Origin of the sequence: Algoriphagus halophilus (genome assembly GCF_041729275.1) — a bacterium.
GTDB lineage: Bacteria > Bacteroidota > Bacteroidia > Cytophagales > Cyclobacteriaceae > Algoriphagus > Algoriphagus halophilus_A.
This window is the reverse complement of sequence record NZ_CP146486.1, coordinates 703,829-722,626: the sequence shown is the minus strand read 5'-3', so window position 1 is coordinate 722,626 and position 18,798 is coordinate 703,829. Positions and strand designations below refer to the sequence as shown.

Annotated in this window: 16 protein-coding genes and 7 pseudogenes; 12 read left to right on the top strand and 11 right to left on the bottom strand. The window is 41.3% G+C overall.

The window, feature by feature from the left end; all coding sequences use genetic code 11:
* The first annotated feature begins 2 nt into the window (after positions 1–2).
* A pseudogene (locus tag V8V91_RS03850) lies at positions 3–562 on the top strand (1-acyl-sn-glycerol-3-phosphate acyltransferase).
* Here the strand turns inward: V8V91_RS03850 and V8V91_RS03845 are convergent.
* The 3 genes and pseudogenes from V8V91_RS03845 to V8V91_RS03835 form a co-directional block, all read right to left on the bottom strand.
* Positions 528–1,780: pseudogene (locus tag V8V91_RS03845) on the bottom strand (aspartate aminotransferase family protein). The pseudogenes V8V91_RS03850 and V8V91_RS03845 sit on opposite strands and share 35 nt — an antisense overlap.
* A gap of 13 nt (positions 1,781–1,793) precedes the next feature.
* Positions 1,794–2,691 (bottom strand): annotated as a pseudogene (locus tag V8V91_RS03840) (class I SAM-dependent methyltransferase).
* 36 nt (positions 2,692–2,727) lie between these two features.
* Positions 2,728–3,552 (bottom strand): SDR family NAD(P)-dependent oxidoreductase, encoded by an 825-nt coding sequence (locus tag V8V91_RS03835; protein WP_373398847.1) that lies wholly within the window; start codon positions 3,550–3,552, stop codon positions 2,728–2,730.
* Between the two features lie 176 nt (positions 3,553–3,728).
* Here V8V91_RS03835 and V8V91_RS03830 point away from each other — a divergent pair.
* From V8V91_RS03830 to ppk1, 5 genes and pseudogenes are all read left to right on the top strand, one after another.
* Positions 3,729–4,542: pseudogene (locus V8V91_RS03830) on the top strand (1-acyl-sn-glycerol-3-phosphate acyltransferase).
* Positions 4,539–5,504 carry a GNAT family N-acetyltransferase gene (locus tag V8V91_RS03825; RefSeq protein ID WP_373398845.1) on the top strand — a complete coding sequence of 322 codons (966 nt, stop codon included), beginning with the start codon at positions 4,539–4,541 and terminating at the stop codon, positions 5,502–5,504. The pseudogene V8V91_RS03830 and the gene V8V91_RS03825 overlap by 4 nt, the downstream one beginning before the upstream one ends.
* Positions 5,485–5,787 carry a CoA-binding protein gene (locus V8V91_RS03820; protein WP_373398844.1) on the top strand — a complete coding sequence of 101 codons (303 nt, stop codon included), beginning with the start codon at positions 5,485–5,487 and terminating at the stop codon, positions 5,785–5,787. Before V8V91_RS03825 ends, V8V91_RS03820 begins: the two co-directional genes overlap by 20 nt.
* 235 nt (positions 5,788–6,022) lie before the next feature.
* Positions 6,023–7,980: pseudogene (gene gyrB, locus V8V91_RS03815) on the top strand (DNA topoisomerase (ATP-hydrolyzing) subunit B).
* 115 nt (positions 7,981–8,095) lie between these two features.
* A pseudogene (ppk1, locus tag V8V91_RS03810) lies at positions 8,096–10,219 on the top strand (polyphosphate kinase 1).
* A gap of 14 nt (positions 10,220–10,233) precedes the next feature.
* Here ppk1 and V8V91_RS03805 read toward each other — a convergent pair.
* From V8V91_RS03805 to V8V91_RS03780, 6 genes and pseudogenes are all read right to left on the bottom strand, one after another.
* Positions 10,234–11,120: pseudogene (locus V8V91_RS03805) on the bottom strand (Ppx/GppA phosphatase family protein).
* Positions 11,050–11,337, bottom strand: coding sequence for a hypothetical protein (locus V8V91_RS03800; protein WP_373398842.1), 288 nt, complete (start codon positions 11,335–11,337; stop codon positions 11,050–11,052). Before V8V91_RS03800 ends, V8V91_RS03805 begins: the two are co-directional and overlap by 71 nt.
* Before the next feature lie 45 nt (positions 11,338–11,382).
* Positions 11,383–12,471 carry an SLC13 family permease gene (locus V8V91_RS03795; protein ID WP_373398841.1) on the bottom strand — a complete coding sequence of 363 codons (1,089 nt, stop codon included), beginning with the start codon at positions 12,469–12,471 and terminating at the stop codon, positions 11,383–11,385.
* 62 nt (positions 12,472–12,533) lie between these two features.
* Entirely contained in the window at positions 12,534–12,869 is a 336-nt protein-coding gene (locus tag V8V91_RS03790) for an SLC13 family permease (protein ID WP_373398840.1), read from the bottom strand.
* A gap of 17 nt (positions 12,870–12,886) precedes the next feature.
* Complete coding sequence (locus tag V8V91_RS03785) at positions 12,887–13,162, bottom strand: SLC13 family permease (protein WP_373398838.1); 276 nt, start codon at positions 13,160–13,162, stop codon at positions 12,887–12,889.
* Between the two features lie 3 nt (positions 13,163–13,165).
* Positions 13,166–13,441, bottom strand: coding sequence for a DUF202 domain-containing protein (locus tag V8V91_RS03780; protein ID WP_373398837.1), 276 nt, complete (start codon positions 13,439–13,441; stop codon positions 13,166–13,168).
* Positions 13,442–13,489: 48 nt separating this feature from the next.
* On the opposite strand from V8V91_RS03780, the gene V8V91_RS03775 reads away from it, so the two are divergent.
* From V8V91_RS03775 to V8V91_RS03765, 3 genes are read left to right on the top strand one after another with little or no spacing between them, the layout of a single operon-like run.
* Positions 13,490–13,660 carry a hypothetical protein gene (locus tag V8V91_RS03775; RefSeq protein WP_373398836.1) on the top strand — a complete coding sequence of 57 codons (171 nt, stop codon included), beginning with the start codon at positions 13,490–13,492 and terminating at the stop codon, positions 13,658–13,660.
* A gap of 23 nt (positions 13,661–13,683) precedes the next feature.
* A complete protein-coding gene (locus V8V91_RS03770; RefSeq protein WP_373398835.1) occupies positions 13,684–13,917 on the top strand; it encodes a DUF3078 domain-containing protein in 234 nt (77 codons plus the stop codon).
* A 26-nt stretch (positions 13,918–13,943) separates the two neighbouring features.
* Complete coding sequence (locus tag V8V91_RS03765) at positions 13,944–14,381, top strand: hypothetical protein (protein ID WP_373398834.1); 438 nt, start codon at positions 13,944–13,946, stop codon at positions 14,379–14,381.
* Positions 14,382–14,755: 374 nt separating this feature from the next.
* On the opposite strand, the gene V8V91_RS03760 is transcribed toward V8V91_RS03765, so the two are convergent.
* Positions 14,756–14,884 carry a hypothetical protein gene (locus V8V91_RS03760; protein WP_373398833.1) on the bottom strand — a complete coding sequence of 43 codons (129 nt, stop codon included), beginning with the start codon at positions 14,882–14,884 and terminating at the stop codon, positions 14,756–14,758.
* A 23-nt stretch (positions 14,885–14,907) separates the two neighbouring features.
* Positions 14,908–15,132: a hypothetical protein gene (locus V8V91_RS03755; protein ID WP_373398832.1), complete on the bottom strand. Its 225-nt coding sequence runs from the start codon at positions 15,130–15,132 to the stop codon at positions 14,908–14,910.
* A 185-nt stretch (positions 15,133–15,317) separates the two neighbouring features.
* Between V8V91_RS03755 and V8V91_RS03750 the strand changes: the two genes are divergently transcribed.
* The 3 genes from V8V91_RS03750 to V8V91_RS03740 all read left to right on the top strand — a co-directional run bounded on the left by V8V91_RS03750 (position 15,318) and on the right by V8V91_RS03740 (position 18,613).
* On the top strand, positions 15,318–16,889 hold the full coding sequence (locus V8V91_RS03750; RefSeq protein WP_373398831.1) for an FG-GAP repeat domain-containing protein: 1,572 nt from the start codon (positions 15,318–15,320) through the stop codon (positions 16,887–16,889).
* A gap of 74 nt (positions 16,890–16,963) precedes the next feature.
* Positions 16,964–17,722 (top strand): endonuclease/exonuclease/phosphatase family protein, encoded by a 759-nt coding sequence (locus V8V91_RS03745; RefSeq protein WP_373398830.1) that lies wholly within the window; start codon positions 16,964–16,966, stop codon positions 17,720–17,722.
* A gap of 171 nt (positions 17,723–17,893) precedes the next feature.
* Positions 17,894–18,613 (top strand): hypothetical protein, encoded by a 720-nt coding sequence (locus V8V91_RS03740; protein ID WP_373398829.1) that lies wholly within the window; start codon positions 17,894–17,896, stop codon positions 18,611–18,613.
* Positions 18,614–18,798: the final 185 nt, after the last annotated feature.

Sequence of the window (18,798 nt, the reverse complement as noted above, 5' to 3'; positions counted from 1 at the left end):
ATATGATGAAGTTATTGTCCCGCTTTGTGTTTTGGATTTCGGGTTGGTCCTTGAATGCCAACTGGCCTGAAGGGGTAAAAAAGGCGGTCTTAATCGCAATCCCCCATACTTCCAATTGGGATATTTTATATGCAAGAGCTGCATTTTTCTTAATGGATATTCCGGTCAGGTTTACCATCAAGAAAGAAGTAATGGTAGGGCCATTGGGATGGCTGCTATCAGGCTTGGGGGCAATAGGAATTGACAGAAAAAGGATTCCTGGGGGCGAAAGCAAACCTACACCGAAGCCATGGTGAACATGCTTAAAGAACGGGATGAATTGGTGATCATGGTCACTCCCGAAGGAACCCGTTCACAGGTGAAAAAATGGAAGTCCGGATTTTATCATATTGCCTTAGGGGCCAATGTTCCCATTGTAGTGGGGTATCTGGATTATAATAAGAAGGAAGCAGGAATCGGACCTTGTGTCTATCCTGATGGTAATATGGATGCACAAATTGAAGAATTAAAAGCCTTTGGAAGGACCGTTACCGGAAAGCATCCCGAGAAAGGTATCGTATAAAAGCAAGGTCTGGAAATCCATCCAGACCTTGTTTATTTTTAGGGGCTTCGATCGCCTGCAGGATGAGTTGGCAGGCTTTTTTAAGTTCCTCTTCAGTGATGGTCAAAGGGGGCGCAATCCGCATGGAGTCATCACAAAACAGAAACCAATCTGTAATCACACCAAGCGCTATTGCCCGGTCGATGATTGGTTTCAATACTTCAAAGGACTCAAATTTTACCGCCATCATCAGTCCTTTGTTTCTGATTTCTTGAATCTTGGGGTGAATCAGTAAGGATTTGATCAGGTTGGCCTTCCCTTCGACCTGATCTATCAGGGACTCGTTTTTTAAGACTTCTATGGTTGCAATACTGGCTGCAGCGGAGACAGGGTGTCCTCCAAACGTAGTGATATGGCCCAGTAAAGGATTGTTTTTAAATACCCCCATCACTTCTTTGTTGGCTATAAAAGCTCCAATGGGCATTCCTCCCCCATCCCTTTGGCACAAACAATGATATCCGGGACGATCTCAAAATGTTCAAAAGCCCAGAATCTTCCAGTTCTTCCGAATCCTGCCTGAATTTCATCCAGGATCAAGAGCGCGCCCATATCATCGCATTTCTTTCTGAGCGCCTGGAAATAGTCCTTGGTTCCCACTCGGATTCCGGCTTCCCCTTGGATGGTCTCCATGACCACGGCGGCAGTATCGGGATTGATCTGTTCCAAATCAGCCAATGCCCCGTAATGAATATTGGTGACACCGGGGAGTAAGGGTCTATAGGCCCTTTTGAAAATTTCATTCCCTCCCACACTCAAGGCGCCATGGGAACTTCCATGGTAGGCATTGACACAGGAAATGATGTTTCTTTTGCCGGTATACCTTTTTGCTAATTTTAAAGCTCCTTCAATCGCCTCAGATCCGCTGTTCACCAAATACACATTATCTAAATGTGGGGGTAGGGTCTTACAAAGAGCTTCCGCCAATTTGGTTTGAGGGCTTTGTACATACTCCCCATACACCATCAGGTGCAGGTATTTATCGAGTTGGGCCTGAATGGCTTCCAACACTTTGGGATGTCTATGTCCCACATTGCTTACTCCGATACCTGAAATGAGATCAATATATTTTTCACCATTTGGGCCATGTAAATAAACTCCTTCCGCTTTTTCTACTTCAATTAATAAAGGGAAGTCAGTGGTTTGTGCTAAATGTTGAAGAAATAGTTGTCTATTATTCATGAATAGATAGGGTTCAATAACTAGAAAATCTGAAGAAAATGCCCAGCGGTAATTTTTTGTCGAATCGGTCATTTAGATATAATTCCCCATGTTCCGCATTTTTCACAGCATCAAAATTCGTTTTGATCAAATTTGCAGCGATCAGGAGGAAAAGCTCAGGGAATACATATTGAGGATCAGGAAGTGGTTTTCTTTATCCAAGATCTCTGCGCATACTTTCAGCATCTCATTGATCTGTTCCTCCAATACCCATTTTTCACCGTCGGGTCCTCGGCCATAAGCAGGAGGATCCAAGATGATCCCTTGGTAGATATTCCCTCTTCTGGCTTCTCGCTTGATGAATTTCATGGCGTCATCAATGATCCATCTGATTCCTTCCAATTCTGAGGATTCCATATTGTGTCTCGACCAAGTGACCACTTGTTTGACGGAATCCAAATGCGTGACTTCCGCGCCGGCCGCCCTTGCAGCTACAGAAGCAGCACCTGTATAGGCAAATAAGTTCAGGACTTTCGGTTTTTCTACCGGGCAAGATTTGATTTTTGTATAGAGGTAATCCCAGTTTACTGCCTGTTCAGGAAACAGACCGATGTGTTTAAATGAAGTTTGGGCAAGGTTCAATCGGATGTCCAATCCTTCCGGATTAGAATAGCTGATGGCCCAGTTATGGGGCATCTTTTTCAGTTGCTCCCATTTTCCTTTTTCAGGTTGTTTTTTTCCTTGGCAAAATGGGCATGGGCTTGTTGTTTCCATTCTCCATCAGAAAGTGATTTATCCCAAATCGCCTGGGGCTCAGGTCTACTTAAAATAAATTGTCCGAACCGTTCCAACTTCTCAAATCCCCCTGTGTCTATAAGTTCATAATCTGCCCATTCAGAAGGGCTAAGTGATAGAATGGTTTCTTCTTGCATGCCTTTTTAATTCAGTATGCAAAAATAGGGAAATAATCAGGAAAGGATTTCTTCCAACTGTTGAAGACTGAAATCGTAAAGTTTATCCTGTAACGCAGCATCCTTGGCTTTGGAACTTGGGCTTTTTAGTTTCTTTTTATCATAATAACCTCCCGACTGAAGCTCGTCTTTATTGGATTTAGCGAGAAAAATGGAGGTTTGAGCCCCTTTTTGAGGACTGATAAAGAAGGGCTTGGTGATCGTTATGAAAATTTTGGACAATGGATCTGACTCAGAGCCAAAGGAAGTGTTGACTGCTCCGGGGTGGAGGGAATAGGAAGCTAAACCTTTTTCCGAGTATAGTTTGTGGAATTTCTTGCTTGTCAGGATATTATATAGTTTGGCGTCGCTGTAGTTTTTCCAGCTACTGGTGCTTGTATGAAGCCCCAAGTCATGGAGCTTGACTGATCCCATTCTATGGAATTCTGAGCTGACAAACACGAGTTTTCCTTTCGAACGGATCAAATTTTGAAGAAGCAATTGACTTAAATGGAAATGCCCTAAATGGTTGACTGCAAACGACCAGTCCAGCCCCTCTTTGGTTTTTTTGCCCTTTGGAAACATTCCCCCTGCATTATTGATCAGAAGATCGATTTGACCATAGGATTCTGTAATTTGTTTGCCGGTCTGATGCACGCTTTGCATGGAACTCAAATCCATTTCCAGGCAGTCAAACTTTTCTGGATGGTCAAATTGTGAAACCAGTTTTTCTGCTTTTCCTAAATTTCTTACAGGAAGAATGAGTTTATCGAAAAGGGGATAAAGGGCTTTTACCGTTTCCACTCCAATACCCGAAGTACTTCCTGTTATGACTAGATTCATCGTTGATTTCTATTTGGTTGAATAAGAAATTAAGTTAATTGGTTTTCAGAGCACTAGTGGTAAAGTTTCAATCTAAAGCTTTAAAAACTCTGTTTTTTCTTATTTTTAAACTTATTTTTCTAGGAGATTGAGTTGGCTTTGTCCGATTTGAGCTCTTGTTAAGAGATAATTGCCCCATGCCCGATAAATTTATCGATGTTAAGAAAGTGATACATGAAAAGAATCCCAAGCTATTAAAATGGCTTCCTGGATTTGTGATTTCATATATACGAAATGTGATTCATGAGGATTGGCTCAATGAAATAATGGGCAGGATTCATCATTTGAGAGGAATGGATTTCGTGGATGCGGTCATCGAAGAGTTGAAAATAGAGGTGGAGCTAGAAGGCGCTGAGCATATTCCCAAAACAGGAGGGGTGATTATAGCAGCGAACCATCCCCTGGGTGGTATTGACGGAATCGCGTTGATGCATGCAGTGGGAAAGATCAGAAAGGATATCCGGTTCTTGGTCAATGACTTATTGATGTCATTCGAGAATTTTCAGCCCATGTTTGTACCGGTAAATAAACTCGGGAAAAACTCTCAAAAGAATCTGGATAACATTGACCAAGTATATGCCAAAGAGTATGTGGTAATGGTTTTTCCAGCAGGTTTGGTTTCGAGAAAATCTGAGGAAGGGATTCGTGACTTATTGTGGAAGAAAAGTTTTATAACCAAGTCAAAAAAGTATAAAAAAATATTATTCCTTGCTTCATTGAAGGGAAGAATTCGAAGTTTTTTACAATTTGGCTAATTGGAGAAAGAAAATCGGGATTCAGGCAAATATTGAAATGTTTTACCTTGCAGATGAAATGTACCAACAGCAAGGTAAAAAAGTGACGATCCACTTTGGTGAGGCCATTCCTTATCAAACTATGGATTCTAGTAAGACCGATGCACAATGGGCCTTGCAGGTTAAGGAAATGGTATACAAATTAGGAAAAACATGAGTAAAGAAGCAGACATTATTCCTCCAGTGGACAGGGCTTTGATCAAAGCCGAGCTTACTGAAGAACGGTTTCTTCGGTATGCGAACAATGGGGATAATCTGGTCTTTTTGGTAAATATTCACAATGCTCCAAATGTGGTGAGAGAGATAGGTAGGTTGAGGGAATTGACATTTAGAGCCGCCGGGGGAGGAACAGGACTGGAATTGGATCTGGATGAAAATGACACCTGCGAAAACTGCTATGATCAATTGATCACATGGAGTGCTGAGGATGAAGAAATAGTTGCGGGATATCGATTGATCAATTGTAAAAAAGCAATAGGAGAAGACGGGACGATCAACCTTTCTACCACGCATTTATTTGATTTTTCCGAAAAGTTTATCCAGGATTTTCTTCCTTATACCATAGAATTAGGTAGATCTTTTGTACAACCTAAGTATCAGCCAAGTATAGATAATAGAAAAGGGATCTTCAGTTTGGATAATCTCTGGGATGGATTGGGGGCAGTGGTGTTGCTCAATCCAGAGGTAAAGTACTTATTTGGGAAAGTGACCATGTATCCCCATTATCATCGGGAAGCCAGGGATTTGTTGCTGATGTTCATGAACCATTATTTTCCTGATAAGGAGGCCCTGGTGACCCCCAAGCCGGAAATTCAGTTGGGCTATGAATCTGATTTGCCATCGCAGGGTAATCCATTTGAGGGATTGCCTTACAAGGAAGGGTATAAAGTCCTGAATTCAAGAGTGAGGGGATATGGTGAAAACATACCTCCTTTGATCAATACGTACATGAATCTTTCGCCTACCATGATGACTTTTGGTACCGCGATGAACGATGAGTTTGGAGAAGTAGAAGAAACAGGGATATTGATCACCTTGGCGGATATCTACGAAACCAAAAAACACCGGCATATGGATACATTTGAGCGGGATAGGGTGTATGGAAGCAGAGAAAAATAAAACCACCTTAATCGCCGGAGCCACCCCAGATCCAACCAGGTATGCCTATACTGCTGCCGTATTTCTGGATCGGGCCCATATACCATTTATACCCATCAGCATCAAGAATGGATCGGTGTTGGGAAAGGACATTGTGCCCTTGGGGAATAAACCTGCACTCCAAGGAATTCATACCATCACCTTATACTTAAACGCGAGGAACCAGCAGGAATGGGAGGACTATTTTTTATCCTTGGCACCTCAACGGATTATTTTTAACCCGGAGCGGAGAACCCCTCTTTGAAGGAGCGGGCAGAGAAGCAGGGCATTGAATGTATCAATGGGTGTACCTTGGTCATGGTCAGCTCTGGACAGTACTGAAAATCAGGGAGTAATAATCCGAGTTTAGGAGCTTTCAAAATGACATTTTGAGCCTTCAAAAAAGCTGGGTTAAGTCACTTTTTTCTATCTTGCGTATTCTTTAAACGAACACAAAATCACCTTTCTATAGCCCTTTTTGAGGGTTTTCTCCAGAAAATATGAGTGAAGAAAAAGCTAATAAACCCGCGAATTACGGTGCAGGGAACATCCAAGTATTGGAAGGTTTGGAAGCAGTGCGGAAAAGGCCTGCTATGTATATCGGCGATGTCGGTGTCAAAGGTCTTCATCACCTGATATGGGAAGTAGTTGATAACTCCATTGATGAGGCACTTGCAGGACATTGCGACACGATCCATGTGACAGTGAATACCGACAATTCCATCACGGTGGAAGATAATGGTCGGGGTATTCCAACAGACTGGCACGAAAAAGAGCAAAAGTCCGCATTGGAAGTGGTATTGACGGTCCTTCATGCCGGGGGTAAGTTTGACAAAGATACTTACAAAGTGTCCGGAGGATTACACGGTGTAGGGGTTTCCTGTGTTAATGCCCTTTCTACGGATTTGAAGGCCACTGTGTACAGAGATGGAGTCATCACTGAGCAGGAGTTTAAGATTGGGGTTCCCCAGTATCCTGCCAAACAGGTGGGTACCACGGATAAGAGAGGGACTATGATTCATTTCAAGCCTGATGCATCCATCTTTACCCATACAGAATACAAGTATGAAACCATCGCCAATCGATTGAGAGAGATGGCATTCCTGAATGCAGGAATCAGGATCTTCTTGAAAGACCTGAGGGAAATCGAGGAAGATGGCAATGCAAGATCTGATGAGTTTTACTCAGAAGGAGGGTTGGTAGAGTTTGTTCAGTATTTGGACAATACCCGTGAGAAAATCATCGAAGCACCCATTTACATCGAAGGAGAATTCAATTCAGTACCTGTTCAGGTAGCCATGAATTACAACACTTCCTACTCTGAAAATGTGGTTTCTTACGTAAACACCATCAACACCTATGAAGGTGGAACACATGTTACCGGATTTAGAAGAGCATTGACCCGTACATTGAAGTCTTATGCAGATAAGTCCGGGATGCTGGATAAACTGAAGATTGATGTTTCCGGAGATGACTTTAGGGAAGGATTGACAGCGGTGATATCCGTGAAGGTTGCAGAGCCTCAGTTTGAAGGGCAGACCAAAACAAAATTAGGCAACTCGGATGTAGTAGGTGCTGTGGATTCTGCAGTTTCAGAGACCTTGCAGTCCTGGTTGGAAGAACATCCAAAAGAGGCTAAAATCATCGTAGGAAAAGTGATTCTTGCTGCTCAGGCCAGACATGCGGCTAGAAAAGCCCGTGAAATGGTGCAACGTAAGAATGTCCTGGGTGGCGGAGGTCTTCCAGGTAAACTTGCCGATTGTGCGAATTCTGATCCATCAATTTGTGAACTATACTTGGTCGAAGGGGACTCCGCAGGGGATCTGCCAAACAAGGTCGTGATCGTGATTTCCAAGCCATCTTACCATTGAAAGGAAAGATCCTGAACGTGGAAAAGGCCCATGAGCATAAGATCTACGATAACGATGAAATCAAGAATATCCTGACTGCACTGGGAGTGAAGTTTGGAACAGTCAATGATGACAAAGAGCTTGATTTGTCCAACTTGAGATATCACAAGATCATCATCATGACGGATGCCGATATCGATGGGTCTCACATTAGAACCTTGATTTTGACGCTGTTCTTTAGGTATATGAGATCCTTGATTGAAAATGGCTACGTATACATCGCATTGCCTCCTCTTTATTTGTTGAAGAGAGGGAAAGACGAGCGGTACTGCTGGACAGAAGAAGAGCGTCAGCAATTGACCAAGGAAATGGCGAAGGATGGAAAAGAAGATAGCGTAGGGATTCAGCGATACAAAGGTCTGGGTGAGATGAACCCAGAGCAGCTGTGGACCACCACCATGGATCCTTCCGTGAGAACCATTAAACAAGTGACCATCGATTCTGCCGCGGAGGCCGATCACTTATTTAGCATGTTGATGGGGGATGAGGTAGCTCCAAGGAGAGAGTTTATCGAGAAGAATGCTAAATATGCCAAAATTGATACCTAAGGCGATTTAATAAACAATAAAGGGGCCTTTGTGCCCCTTTTTCATTCTTTAACAAGGAGATAAACTTGGATTTGACAAAGGAATTTTAAATTGCCTACCCAAATAGTAAACTTTTATGAAACTGGCATTAAAAGATAAATACGAATCGATTATCCAAAAAAGTGACCTGGTAAGCCGGGATTTAAGCTGGCTGAAATTTAATGATCGGGTATTAGATCAATCGAAGAAAAAACCGGACAATTTTTGAGAAGTTAAAATTCTTGGCCATTACTGCCTCGAATTTGGATGAGTTCTTCATGATCAGGGTCGGGTCTCTTTACAACTACCTGGATTATGACAAAGAGCGTGTCGATTATTCAGGTCTTCGGGAAGAACCCTTCAAGACTAAATTGATGAGTGATTGTCAGGTTTTTCATAAAGATCAACATGAGCATTTCACAAATGTGATTCTTCCTGGCCTAGATCAGGAAGGGGTTTCCTTGTGTAATATTTCCAGGCTAACTGATTCTGAAAAACAAACGGTAAAGGATTACTTTAAAAAAGCCATCTATCCTATGCTTACCCCCATGGTATACGATGGTTATCGAACCTTTCCGATTTTGATGAATCGCCTGCTGATTTTTGGTGTGGTGACCACCAGTCCGGGAGAGCGGAAGGATATGAAGAAGCTGAGTTTTGTTCAGATTCCATCCAATATCCCGAGGTTTTTCGAGATTGAAAGAGATAATTCCCTGTTATTGATTCCGATCGAGGAAGTGATTCGTGAGCATATTGTGTCACTTTTCAGGAATGTGGAGATTGAGGGGATCAGTTTGTTTAGGATTACCAGAAATGGGGATTTCACCCTGGAGGAGTCAGAGGACATGGACGCGAATTTCCTGGAGGAAGTGAAGCGAAAATTAATGGAAAGAAAAACCGGCCGTGTCGTTCGGATTGAGATAGAGGAGGGGTATAGCAAATGGATGCTCAATTCCCTCTTGGAGCGTTGGAACTTGAAAATGGATTCAGTTTTCTTGGTCAAGCGAGCCAGTATGATCGATTTCACGGGCATGTGGCAGATTGTTGGAAACAAGAAGTTTAGAGAACGCTTGCCTCAGGTCCATCCTCCGGTCAATCCACTTTCTTATCCTGAAGAGGGAAGGGCGGATATCTTTGAGACACTGAAGGAGAAAGATATTTTATTGCATCACCCTTATAATAACATCGATTCCATTTTGGATTTGATCAATAAGGCGGCCGAAGACCCTGATGTAATGGCCATCAAAATGACCATTTACAGATTGGCCAAAGACAGTCAGATTACCAAGGCTTTGTTAAAGGCAGCAGAAAATGGGAAACACGTTTCCGTGTTGTTTGAGGTGAAAGCACGTTTTGATGAGGAAAACAATATCCGGGAGGCAAAAAGACTTCAAAAGCCGGTTGCTTTGTGATTTATGGGATTACCCATCTCAAAACCCATACAAAGCTGTTGCTCATTGTGAAAAAAGATGCCAATGAAATCACCCGCTTTGTTCATTTGGGATCTGGAAACTATAATGAGGATACCGCCAGACTCTACACCGATATTGGTTTATTGACCACCAATGAGACCTTGGCCAATGATGTATCTGAATTCTTTAACGTAATCACGGGGCACTCCATGCCTTCCCAATACACCAACTTGATTACCGCTCCTAGGGACATGCGTAACCAGTTGATCGAGTTCATTGAAGAAGAGGCAGAAAATGCCAGGAAAGGTCTTCCAAGTGGGATTTTTATTAAAGTGAACTCCTTGGAGGATTCAGAAATCATCTATGCCTTGTATAGAGCTTCCCAATCAGGAGTGACCATTAAATTAATAGTGAGAGGGATTTGTTGCTTACGCCCTCAGCGGGAAGGATTGAGTGATAAGATAGAGGTGATTTCCATTGTGGGTGATTTCTTGGAACATTCCAGGATCTATCACTTCCATAACAATGGAAATACCAGGACCTATGCAGGAAGTGCCGATATGATGGTCCGAAGTTTTGATAAAAGGTTGGAATCCTTGTTTAAGGTAGAAGCTCCTTTGTTGGAAAAGCAGTTAATGAATATTCTGGCCTATAATCTCAAAGACAATGTCAATGCCTATGTCATGCAGGAAGACGGAACCTTTATTGCCAAATCTCCAGTAGGGGATGAGGAAGAGTTCAACGTTCATAAAGAGTTTTTCCATTTGGACCCCGAAAAAGTAATTCAAGTCCAGCTGGTAGAATCCTGATCAAAAAGCCTCTGTTAAAGAGGCTTTTTCTTTTGGTGCTTATCGAATAAAATCTGCATGATCCCGTCTTTCAGTCCCAGATCGGGGACCATGATTTTAGTAGACTGGGCGGCATTCATCGCTCGCTGGTAAATCTTTCCGGCAGGGATAATGACATCCGCCCTGTCTTGATTCAGGTTCAATTTGTTGACCCGTTCATCAAAGGTCAGTGATTCGAGGTAATGAATGGTTTCTTTGATTTTTGAATACTCCAGGAATTTCCTGTTTTTCCGAGGACCGGTCAATTCAAAGATTTTATTGATGTTTCCACCAGTACCTATGGAAATGATATTCGATTTTTTTCCAAGTTCTTCGCGATGAAACTCTCCATCGACTTCCAGACAGGTTCCAGGACTTTGTCTTCCAATGCCCTCACAGATCCTATTTGGAAGGATTTAGAAGCAATTTTTATCCGTTTATGGTAAATATTGAGTTCGGTACTTCCGCCTCCTACATCGATGTGTAGATAAGCTTTTTCATCGATGAGACTTTTGAGGGAATTGTTGATGAGTTCCGCTTCTTTGTTACCATCAATGATGTTGATTTTCAGTCCGATATCCTCCCTGACCTCCTCGACAATATCTTTCCCGTTCGAACTTTCCCGCATCGCTGAAGTGGCGCAGGCCATGTAATCATCTACCTCGTATAGATCAATCAGGATTTTGAAGGCTTTCATCAGTTTGATGAATTTCCTCCGGTTCAGGTCACTGATTTTTTGGGTATGGAACACATCCAGGCCCAATCGAAGGGGAAATCTTAAATATTCCAGTTTTTTGAAATTGTAAACCCCCTCATAGTAGGTCACATTCGTGATCTGCATACGAATGGCATTGGAACCAATATCTACGGCGGCGAATTTCAACTTCCTGAGTTATTTTTTTGGAGAATATCAATAAAACAACTCCTGCGGCTGCCACAATTCCACCGGCATAGGAAGGCCAGTCGACTTTGTGTTGTTTGTCTGCGTTGATTTGGATGGGTCCTGCATCTACTACTTTCTCTTTAGTAGTAAAGCTGATGCTATTGCTAAAGAACATAAATGCTCCTGCAAGAATTAATACTATCCCTAAGATCTTCATGCGTCTGATTTTTTAAATGATGCGCAACTATTTTGCCAAAGGAGCTTAAAAAGGGAAGAAAACGGGAATTAAAAGCGTTCCAATCACCCAAAACAGCAAGTTCAAAGGAGTTCCTACGATTAAATAATCCTTAAACATATAATTACCAGGTGAATAGATCATGGTATTGGTTTGGTAGCCCATGGGAGTCATGAAGCTCAGGCTGGCCGCAAATGTTACAGCCATGAGAAATGGTCTTGAATCTACGCCCAGGTTTGTTGAGATGCTGATTGCGATGGGGGCAATTAATGCGGCCGTAGCATTATTGGACATGACATTGGTGAGCATAAAGGTCAAGCCAAAAATCCCACAGAGCACTGCCCGAGGCCCAAAATCACCCAGTAAATGGACGATACTTTGGCCTAAAAGTGCGGAACCACCGGTTTTTTCCAAGGCCGTACCCATGGAAAGGATTCCTGCTAACATCAAAATAACCTTCCAGTCTATTGCTTTATAGGCTTGCTCCGTATTGATGATCCCGAACACGATCATGGCCACCGCCCCAGCCACGGCAGCTACCACAATGGGAAAAATATGGAAGATTGCGAGTGCCAATACTGTCGCCATAATCAATAAAGTCAAGGCTGTCTTGGTTTTATTGAGGACTTTACTTTTTGTTTCGGATAGAATTAATAACCCCTCCGTTTCATGCACCGATTGAATACTTTCCTCAGTACCTCTCAACAATAAAATATCTCCTGCCGCCAAACTGGTTTTGGTCAATTGTGTTTTCAGCATTCCTGAGCGGTGACGAATTCCTATGACCAGGACTTGGTTGAATAATTCTTTGAAGTTGAGTTCTTTGATACTTTTTTTGATCAAAAATGAGCTCGGAGTCACCACTGCTTCATACAATCGTTCCTCATTACCGGTAACTAATGTTTCATCCCAGACCAATTCTGCTTTCAATTTGATTCCTTGATAGGATTTCAGTTTTTCTAAAGACTCTTTGTCTGAACTCACCCGGATGATGTCTCCTTTGATGATGGGAGAATTGGGGTAAACCCTGATTTTTCTTTGATCGTCCCGGATAATCTGTAAGGGCTTAATCGGGTATTGATTAAAAAGTTTTTGCTTGGAAATGGGTTCATCCAACTGCGGATAATTGTCTTCAATGATGATTTCGGTGAGGTAATTCCCTAAATCTAAGTGATCGTTTAGCCATGCTCTTTTTTTCGTTTAGGAAGCAGGAAACGTCCTACTAACACCATGTAAAGGATACCTGAAGCCAAGAAAATCATTCCCATGAGGCTCATTTCAAAAATCCCGAAGGAAGGTAACCCCGACTGCTCTGCAATCCCACTTACCAAAATATTTGTGCTGGTTCCCAGTAAAGTGCATACTCCTCCCATCAACGCGCCAAAAGATAAAGGCATTAGTAATTTGGAGGCCGGGATTTGATTGTTTTTGGCCAATTGTATTACTGCAGGCATCAAGAGTGCCACCACCGCCGTGTCATTGATAAAAGCGGATAAGATTCCCGAGGAAATCAACAGGGTAATGATGAGGTTTAGCTCACTTTTTGGGCCTGCTTACTTAGCCTGTAACTGAATGAGTCCAGAATTCCAGTGCTGAAAATTGCGGTAGACAAAATAAACATTGCGGCCACTGTAAGAGTTGCTGAGTTAGAGAACCCAGCAAAACCCTCTTTTATATCCAATATGCCCGTGAGAAGAAAAAGGACCATGACTAAAATAGATACCACATCAATGGGGAGTTTTTCTGTAAAAAACAAAACAACCCCCAATAGGATTATGCCCAGTGTCATACCGATTTCAAAAGTCATAGGTCACATATTAAGGTAATTTCCTTTTTTGAGTTTTTTCTTGGTACTGAAAAATGAATAGATACCTGTTCCTAAAATTGTTAAACTCAAGGCCAGTGCCAAGTATCCCAGCTCTTTCACATGGTCTAGTTTCTCAACCTCAAACAATGCTATACCACTTACTAAAAAATATAAAGATGTCCGGATAAATGAAAGTAGGGTACGCTGGTTGGCCAGTTTGGTACGTTGTCGAGCCAAATAATCTCTAATTATGAGTTCACTTTCAAAGTCATTTTCCATATTTGTATTATATTATTTAAAATTTATTTATTTCTAATCTGATAAATTATGAAAAGAATTTCTACACTTTTCCTTCTTCTTTTTCTAGCTGGGAATTTAATTGCCCAAACTGAAACAGAATTAATCCCTGCCGATACTAGTTATTGGTTGAAAGAAATAAGTGGTGGTTTAAACTTGAATCAAGGTTCCTTTAGTAGCAATTGGCAAGGAGGGGAGTGAATTCCATTGCTGTCGGTACGTATTTGAACGGTCGAGCCAACTATGCCAAAGACAAATGGACTTGGGACAATACGATGGATTTTGCCTATGGTATTGTGAAGAATAAAGATGAAGATGGACGTAAGTCTACTGATAGAATTTATTTGGACTCCAAAGTAGGATACAAAATTAATGACAAGTGGAATTACTTTTTGCGGTCAACTTTTTATCTCAGTTTGCCCCAGGTTACAATTTTGAAGAAGATGATAAAACTCTAATCTCAAAATTTTTAAATCCAGGCTATTTGACCACTTCTTTGGGATTTGAATACAAGCCCAATGATGAGTTTAGTCTGAGGATTTCTCCCTTAGCTCCAAGATGGACTTTTGTAACAGATACGGAACTCTATAACAATGTGGAAAACAACTATGGAGTAGAAGTTGGAAAGAAAGTAAGGACTGAATGGTTGGCATTTAACTTATTGGCTGACTGGAATAAAAAGTTGAGTGAGAACCTGACATTGAAAATGAGGTATCAGATGTTTGCCAATTACGAAACCTTGGCTTTTGATACCATAGATCATCGCTTGGATCTAGGTCTTGAGGCGAAAGTTTCCAACCTGATCAATGTTAGTTTGACCAGTTTAAGCATTTACGATATTGATCAAGACGATAAAATCCAATTTAGCCAAGGGTTGGCATTGGGTATTTCATTTAAGCGAGGAAACTTCCCTGAAGAGTAATAAATTTTAACAAATTTTTATTTGGCATTTTGATTTAATTATAATTGTATTATTTTTGAATTCATTGTGGTAGTTAAATAATAGTTGGTTTAGTTTTCAAATAAAGGGCAGGAGATCTTCTCCTGCTTTTTTATTGCCCTAAGGCCAGTTTTTTGCTTTTTTGTGCTTCCTCCATATTCTTCTTTAAATAATCCTATTTTTTTATTTAACTCATTTAGGAAGACAGTCGATTATTTGGAAGATATAGGGAATCTTCCGAAGAAAACCCCGGGATTTCATTGGTGACTTTTTGTTCTTTTTCCCCTATAAACGATGAATGATGGAGAATTAATATGTCATTTCCTGTTAGGAAGAATAAATTCAATCAAGAAAAATCAATCCACTATTAATTTCAGGGTCAAATTGCTGGAAGAAGTCCCAGGATTTTCAAGACCCAATTGATAGGTATAATATCCAGGTGACAAAGGAGTCTCTCCCACGTAATCGAAAGGTTGGATGACCAATTCCTTTCCATCTGCATTTAGTTTTACATACCCATACCGGTAGGCGGATTCAAAGAATTTGTAGTCCGACTTGCTTCCCCGGCTACCTTTCCAAATTCCACCTGGCTAGCCCCTGAACTAATCAAAATATCTTCAAAATCCACCGAAGAACTATTTTCTACTCGAATCAAAACCCCTGTTGGATGTTCCTCTTCGGAGCAGGACCATACCAGTAAAACCGTGAAAAGAAGGATTATTAACTGTTTCATTTCCCTTTTATTTTCCAGTACGGATCTTTGGGTAACAGTGCAACCAACAGTTGAAAAAAATGAAAATTAAAACTGATGGATCAACCATTCAAAACTTAAAATGAAGTTTAAATAAAAGATTAAGTTGTTTTGATTTTAAAATTGAGGCGTTTTTTTAGTTTAGATGAATTTTTATTCAAGGCAATTTGAAAGAGTTCATCAATTGGTTCATCAATAAGCTTTTGCTTCACCAAACACCAATCAAAGGCTGTATTTGGTGGCTGGTCCTCTTCATGTTTCCAATTAATTTCACATTGGCCCAAAACGAATTAAATCTAAAGGGAAAGCAACTCGCGGAAAGCTATTGTGGGGCATGTCATGCATTTCCCAGTCCGGATCTATTGCCAAAACAGGTGTGGAAAATGCAAGTTTTGCCGCAGATGGCTGCTATGATGGGCATCAAGGAGGCCCAGGATAGTTTGGGAGTTTGGGACAAGACCGAAGAAGAGACCGCGGTGTTGAAATCAATGGGTATATATCCATCTACACCTATCATCGGAAAGGAGGACTTTCAATGGATTATGGAGTTTTACGAAGCCCAGGCTCCCGATGGCTTACCTGGGCAGGAAGCGAAGCATGATCGAGTTGCATTGGAGGGGTTTGAGGCCAAAAATTTGTTCATTGAAGGCATCAAAAGTCCCAAGACAAGTTTGGTGGCAATCAATGAGGAGCGAGGTGAGCTGTTGATTGCTGATGGGAACAACAACCAGTTGTATGCAAAAGACCTACAGGATGAGTTGTATACGCTTCCTTCTATGGGAAGTCCGGCAGTTCAGTTTATTCGGAAATCACCTCAGGTCTATGATTTTATCAGCATAGGTTCCATTGCTCCCAATGATCTTTCCCAGGGTGCCATGTATGAGATGGATTTGACCAACAATTCCTGGAACCTTGTTTTAAATGGATTGCCAAGGCCCGTTTTTGGAGTTTGGGAAGATCTACAGCAAGATGGGCAGGCCGATTTTATCTTATGTAATTATGGGAATCATGGCGGAGGGATTTCGGTCTATTGGAATGGAGATATGACTTCAATCCCCACAGAACTGGGTGGGGCAGGGGCCCGAAAAGTAGAAGCGGCGGATCTGAACCAGGATGGGCAGGTAGATCTGGTGGCCTTATTTTGCCAGGGAAACGAGCGGATTTCCGTTTTTTATAATCTGGGTAATGGGCAATTTGATCAGGAACGGGTCCTGCTTAGGTTCTCTCCGGTCATGGGGAGCAGCTATTTTGAATTACAGGATTTTAATGGAGATGGGGAAATGGATTTGTTGGTTAGCAATGGAGATAACTGGGATTATTCCTCCGTATTGAAACCCTACCACGGTTTCCGTATCTATGAAAACAAGGGGAAGGGAGATTTTGAAGAAGTTTGGTTTTATCCTCAATATGGTGCTGCAAAGGCCATGGCGCTGGATGTGGATCTAGATGGTGATTTAGATTTGGCAACCATTGCTTTTTATGATGAACTGGAAGATCCCAGGCAACAGTTTATCCTGTTCGAAAATCAGGGGGGCTGGGATTTTCAGCCAAAAGTGATTCCGGATGCTGCATTGGGGAAGTGGCTGACCATGGATGTGGGAGATTTAGATCAGGATGGAGATCAGGATATAGTCTTAGGGGCTTATGCACATAATGTGTTGGAATATACCAAACTATTGATACAAGGAATGGAGGAAATCCCCAGCGTGCTGATATTGGAGAATAAAATTAAAGATTGATAGAATTTTAAACCTTGCAATAATTATCCAGCTTAAAAAGTCAATTTCAAGTCGGTCCTTTAAATTTATTTTATATGCTCAAGATCATATTTACCCTTGCACTTTTAATCCCAATTATTTCAAATGCGCAAACGCTCAAAGTGATGAGTTACAATATCCATCATGGTGCAACAAGGGAGGAGAAATTGAGTATTCGGGAAATAGGTGATTTTATTCTAAAAAGTCAGGTAGATATTGTAGGATTGCAGGAGGTGGACAGTGTCTGTAATCGATCAGGGAAGCAGGACCAAATGAAAATTTTGGCCCAAATCACCAAGATGCATCCTCTATTCGCCAGACATTTTGCGTATGATGGGGGAGCTTATGGATTGGGTATTCTATCCAAATTCCCCTTGGAAGAGGTGAGAAATGATCGGATTTTAAGTGTTAGGCCCAATGGAGATACCAGCACCTTGGCATTTCTCTCTGCCAAGGTTCAATTAGCCTCGGGGAGAACGGTACGGTTTGCTACGGCACATCTTGCCTTGGATCATCCGACAAGGATGACCCAGGTATCACAAATTTTGATGTATTTGGGAGGAGAGTATCCTGTGGTTTTAACAGGGGATTTCAACACCTTGCCTAATAGCCCAGAAATCGAATTGTTAAAAACAAGATTTCAGCTGACACAAGCAGAGGATGACCTTACTTTCCCGGAGAAAGACCCAACCAAGAAGATTGATTATATTTTTATTGATCAGGATTTCCCACAGAAGACCTTTAAAAAACAAGTTTATCTAGGCAATCATCTATCGGACCATTTACCCATTCAATCAGAAATCAGGTTCCATTAAGCATGAATAGTCCTCTACTGGGTTCGTTATTCTAGGTTCAATAAATTTTCAGCATTTTTTTTTGATACCCCATACCGATATTGCCCTAGTAGATTCCAATTCATCAATTCCATATGATGATCATTCTTATTGATTAAAAGTTGTATTTTAATTCCTTAAATTTTTTTCCATATGACACTAGCGAATTTTAAGAATGCACATAAATGGCTCATTATTCCATTGGTCATTGCATTGATGGGGTTTTCAAGGGGATATTTTTTCAGATTGACAGAAGCCACTTGGCATCAACATATGCATGGTTTATCTGCCATCTTATGGTATGTCATGATGATTGTCCAGCCCTATTTAATTACAAGGGGGAACGTCAAAAAGCATAGATACTACGGTATTCTTTCCCTTTTCCTGGCAGGAGGGGTTACCTTTTCAGCGATCACCATTATTCCCCTGAATTTAAAAGCAGCGGTTGACCTAGAGCTGAATCCAATCATATCTGCAGATTTTTTATATGGAGTTTCCTTTACAGATTTGGTAACGATCATTGGATTTGGGGTGAGTGTTCTGATGGCGATCATCAAAGTAAATAAATTGGAAGACCATGCCATGTGGATGATATCTTCTGTCTTTTGGTCCTTGATGCCAGCATTGGGTCGATTGGCAGTCATTCCGACCATTTTGATTTTTGGGTTTCCTCCTCCTTACGACTTTATAGACGTACTTTTTGTCTCTACCCTGATCTATATAGTGCCCATTGTAATTATTTGTTGGAGGCTAAAGCGGTGGCATCCGGCTTTGATCATTGTGGGAATTGCCAACCTTTTATACCTTTTTATCAGACCAATCGGTAGAAGTGATCTCTGGCGCTCTATCGCCGATGAACTGTTTAAATATTAGTCCTCCTTTTTTATATAAGGATACTAGGTGTCTTTATAAAGATATAGTAATGTGGCTTCGTATATAATGTGTTGATTTTGGAGAATAAAACTAGAACTTTAGAAAGTTCTTACTCAATATAATTTATCTAATTAGATGGGGTTCATTATCGATGTACTTTCGATTTTTTCACCTTTATTTTCCCA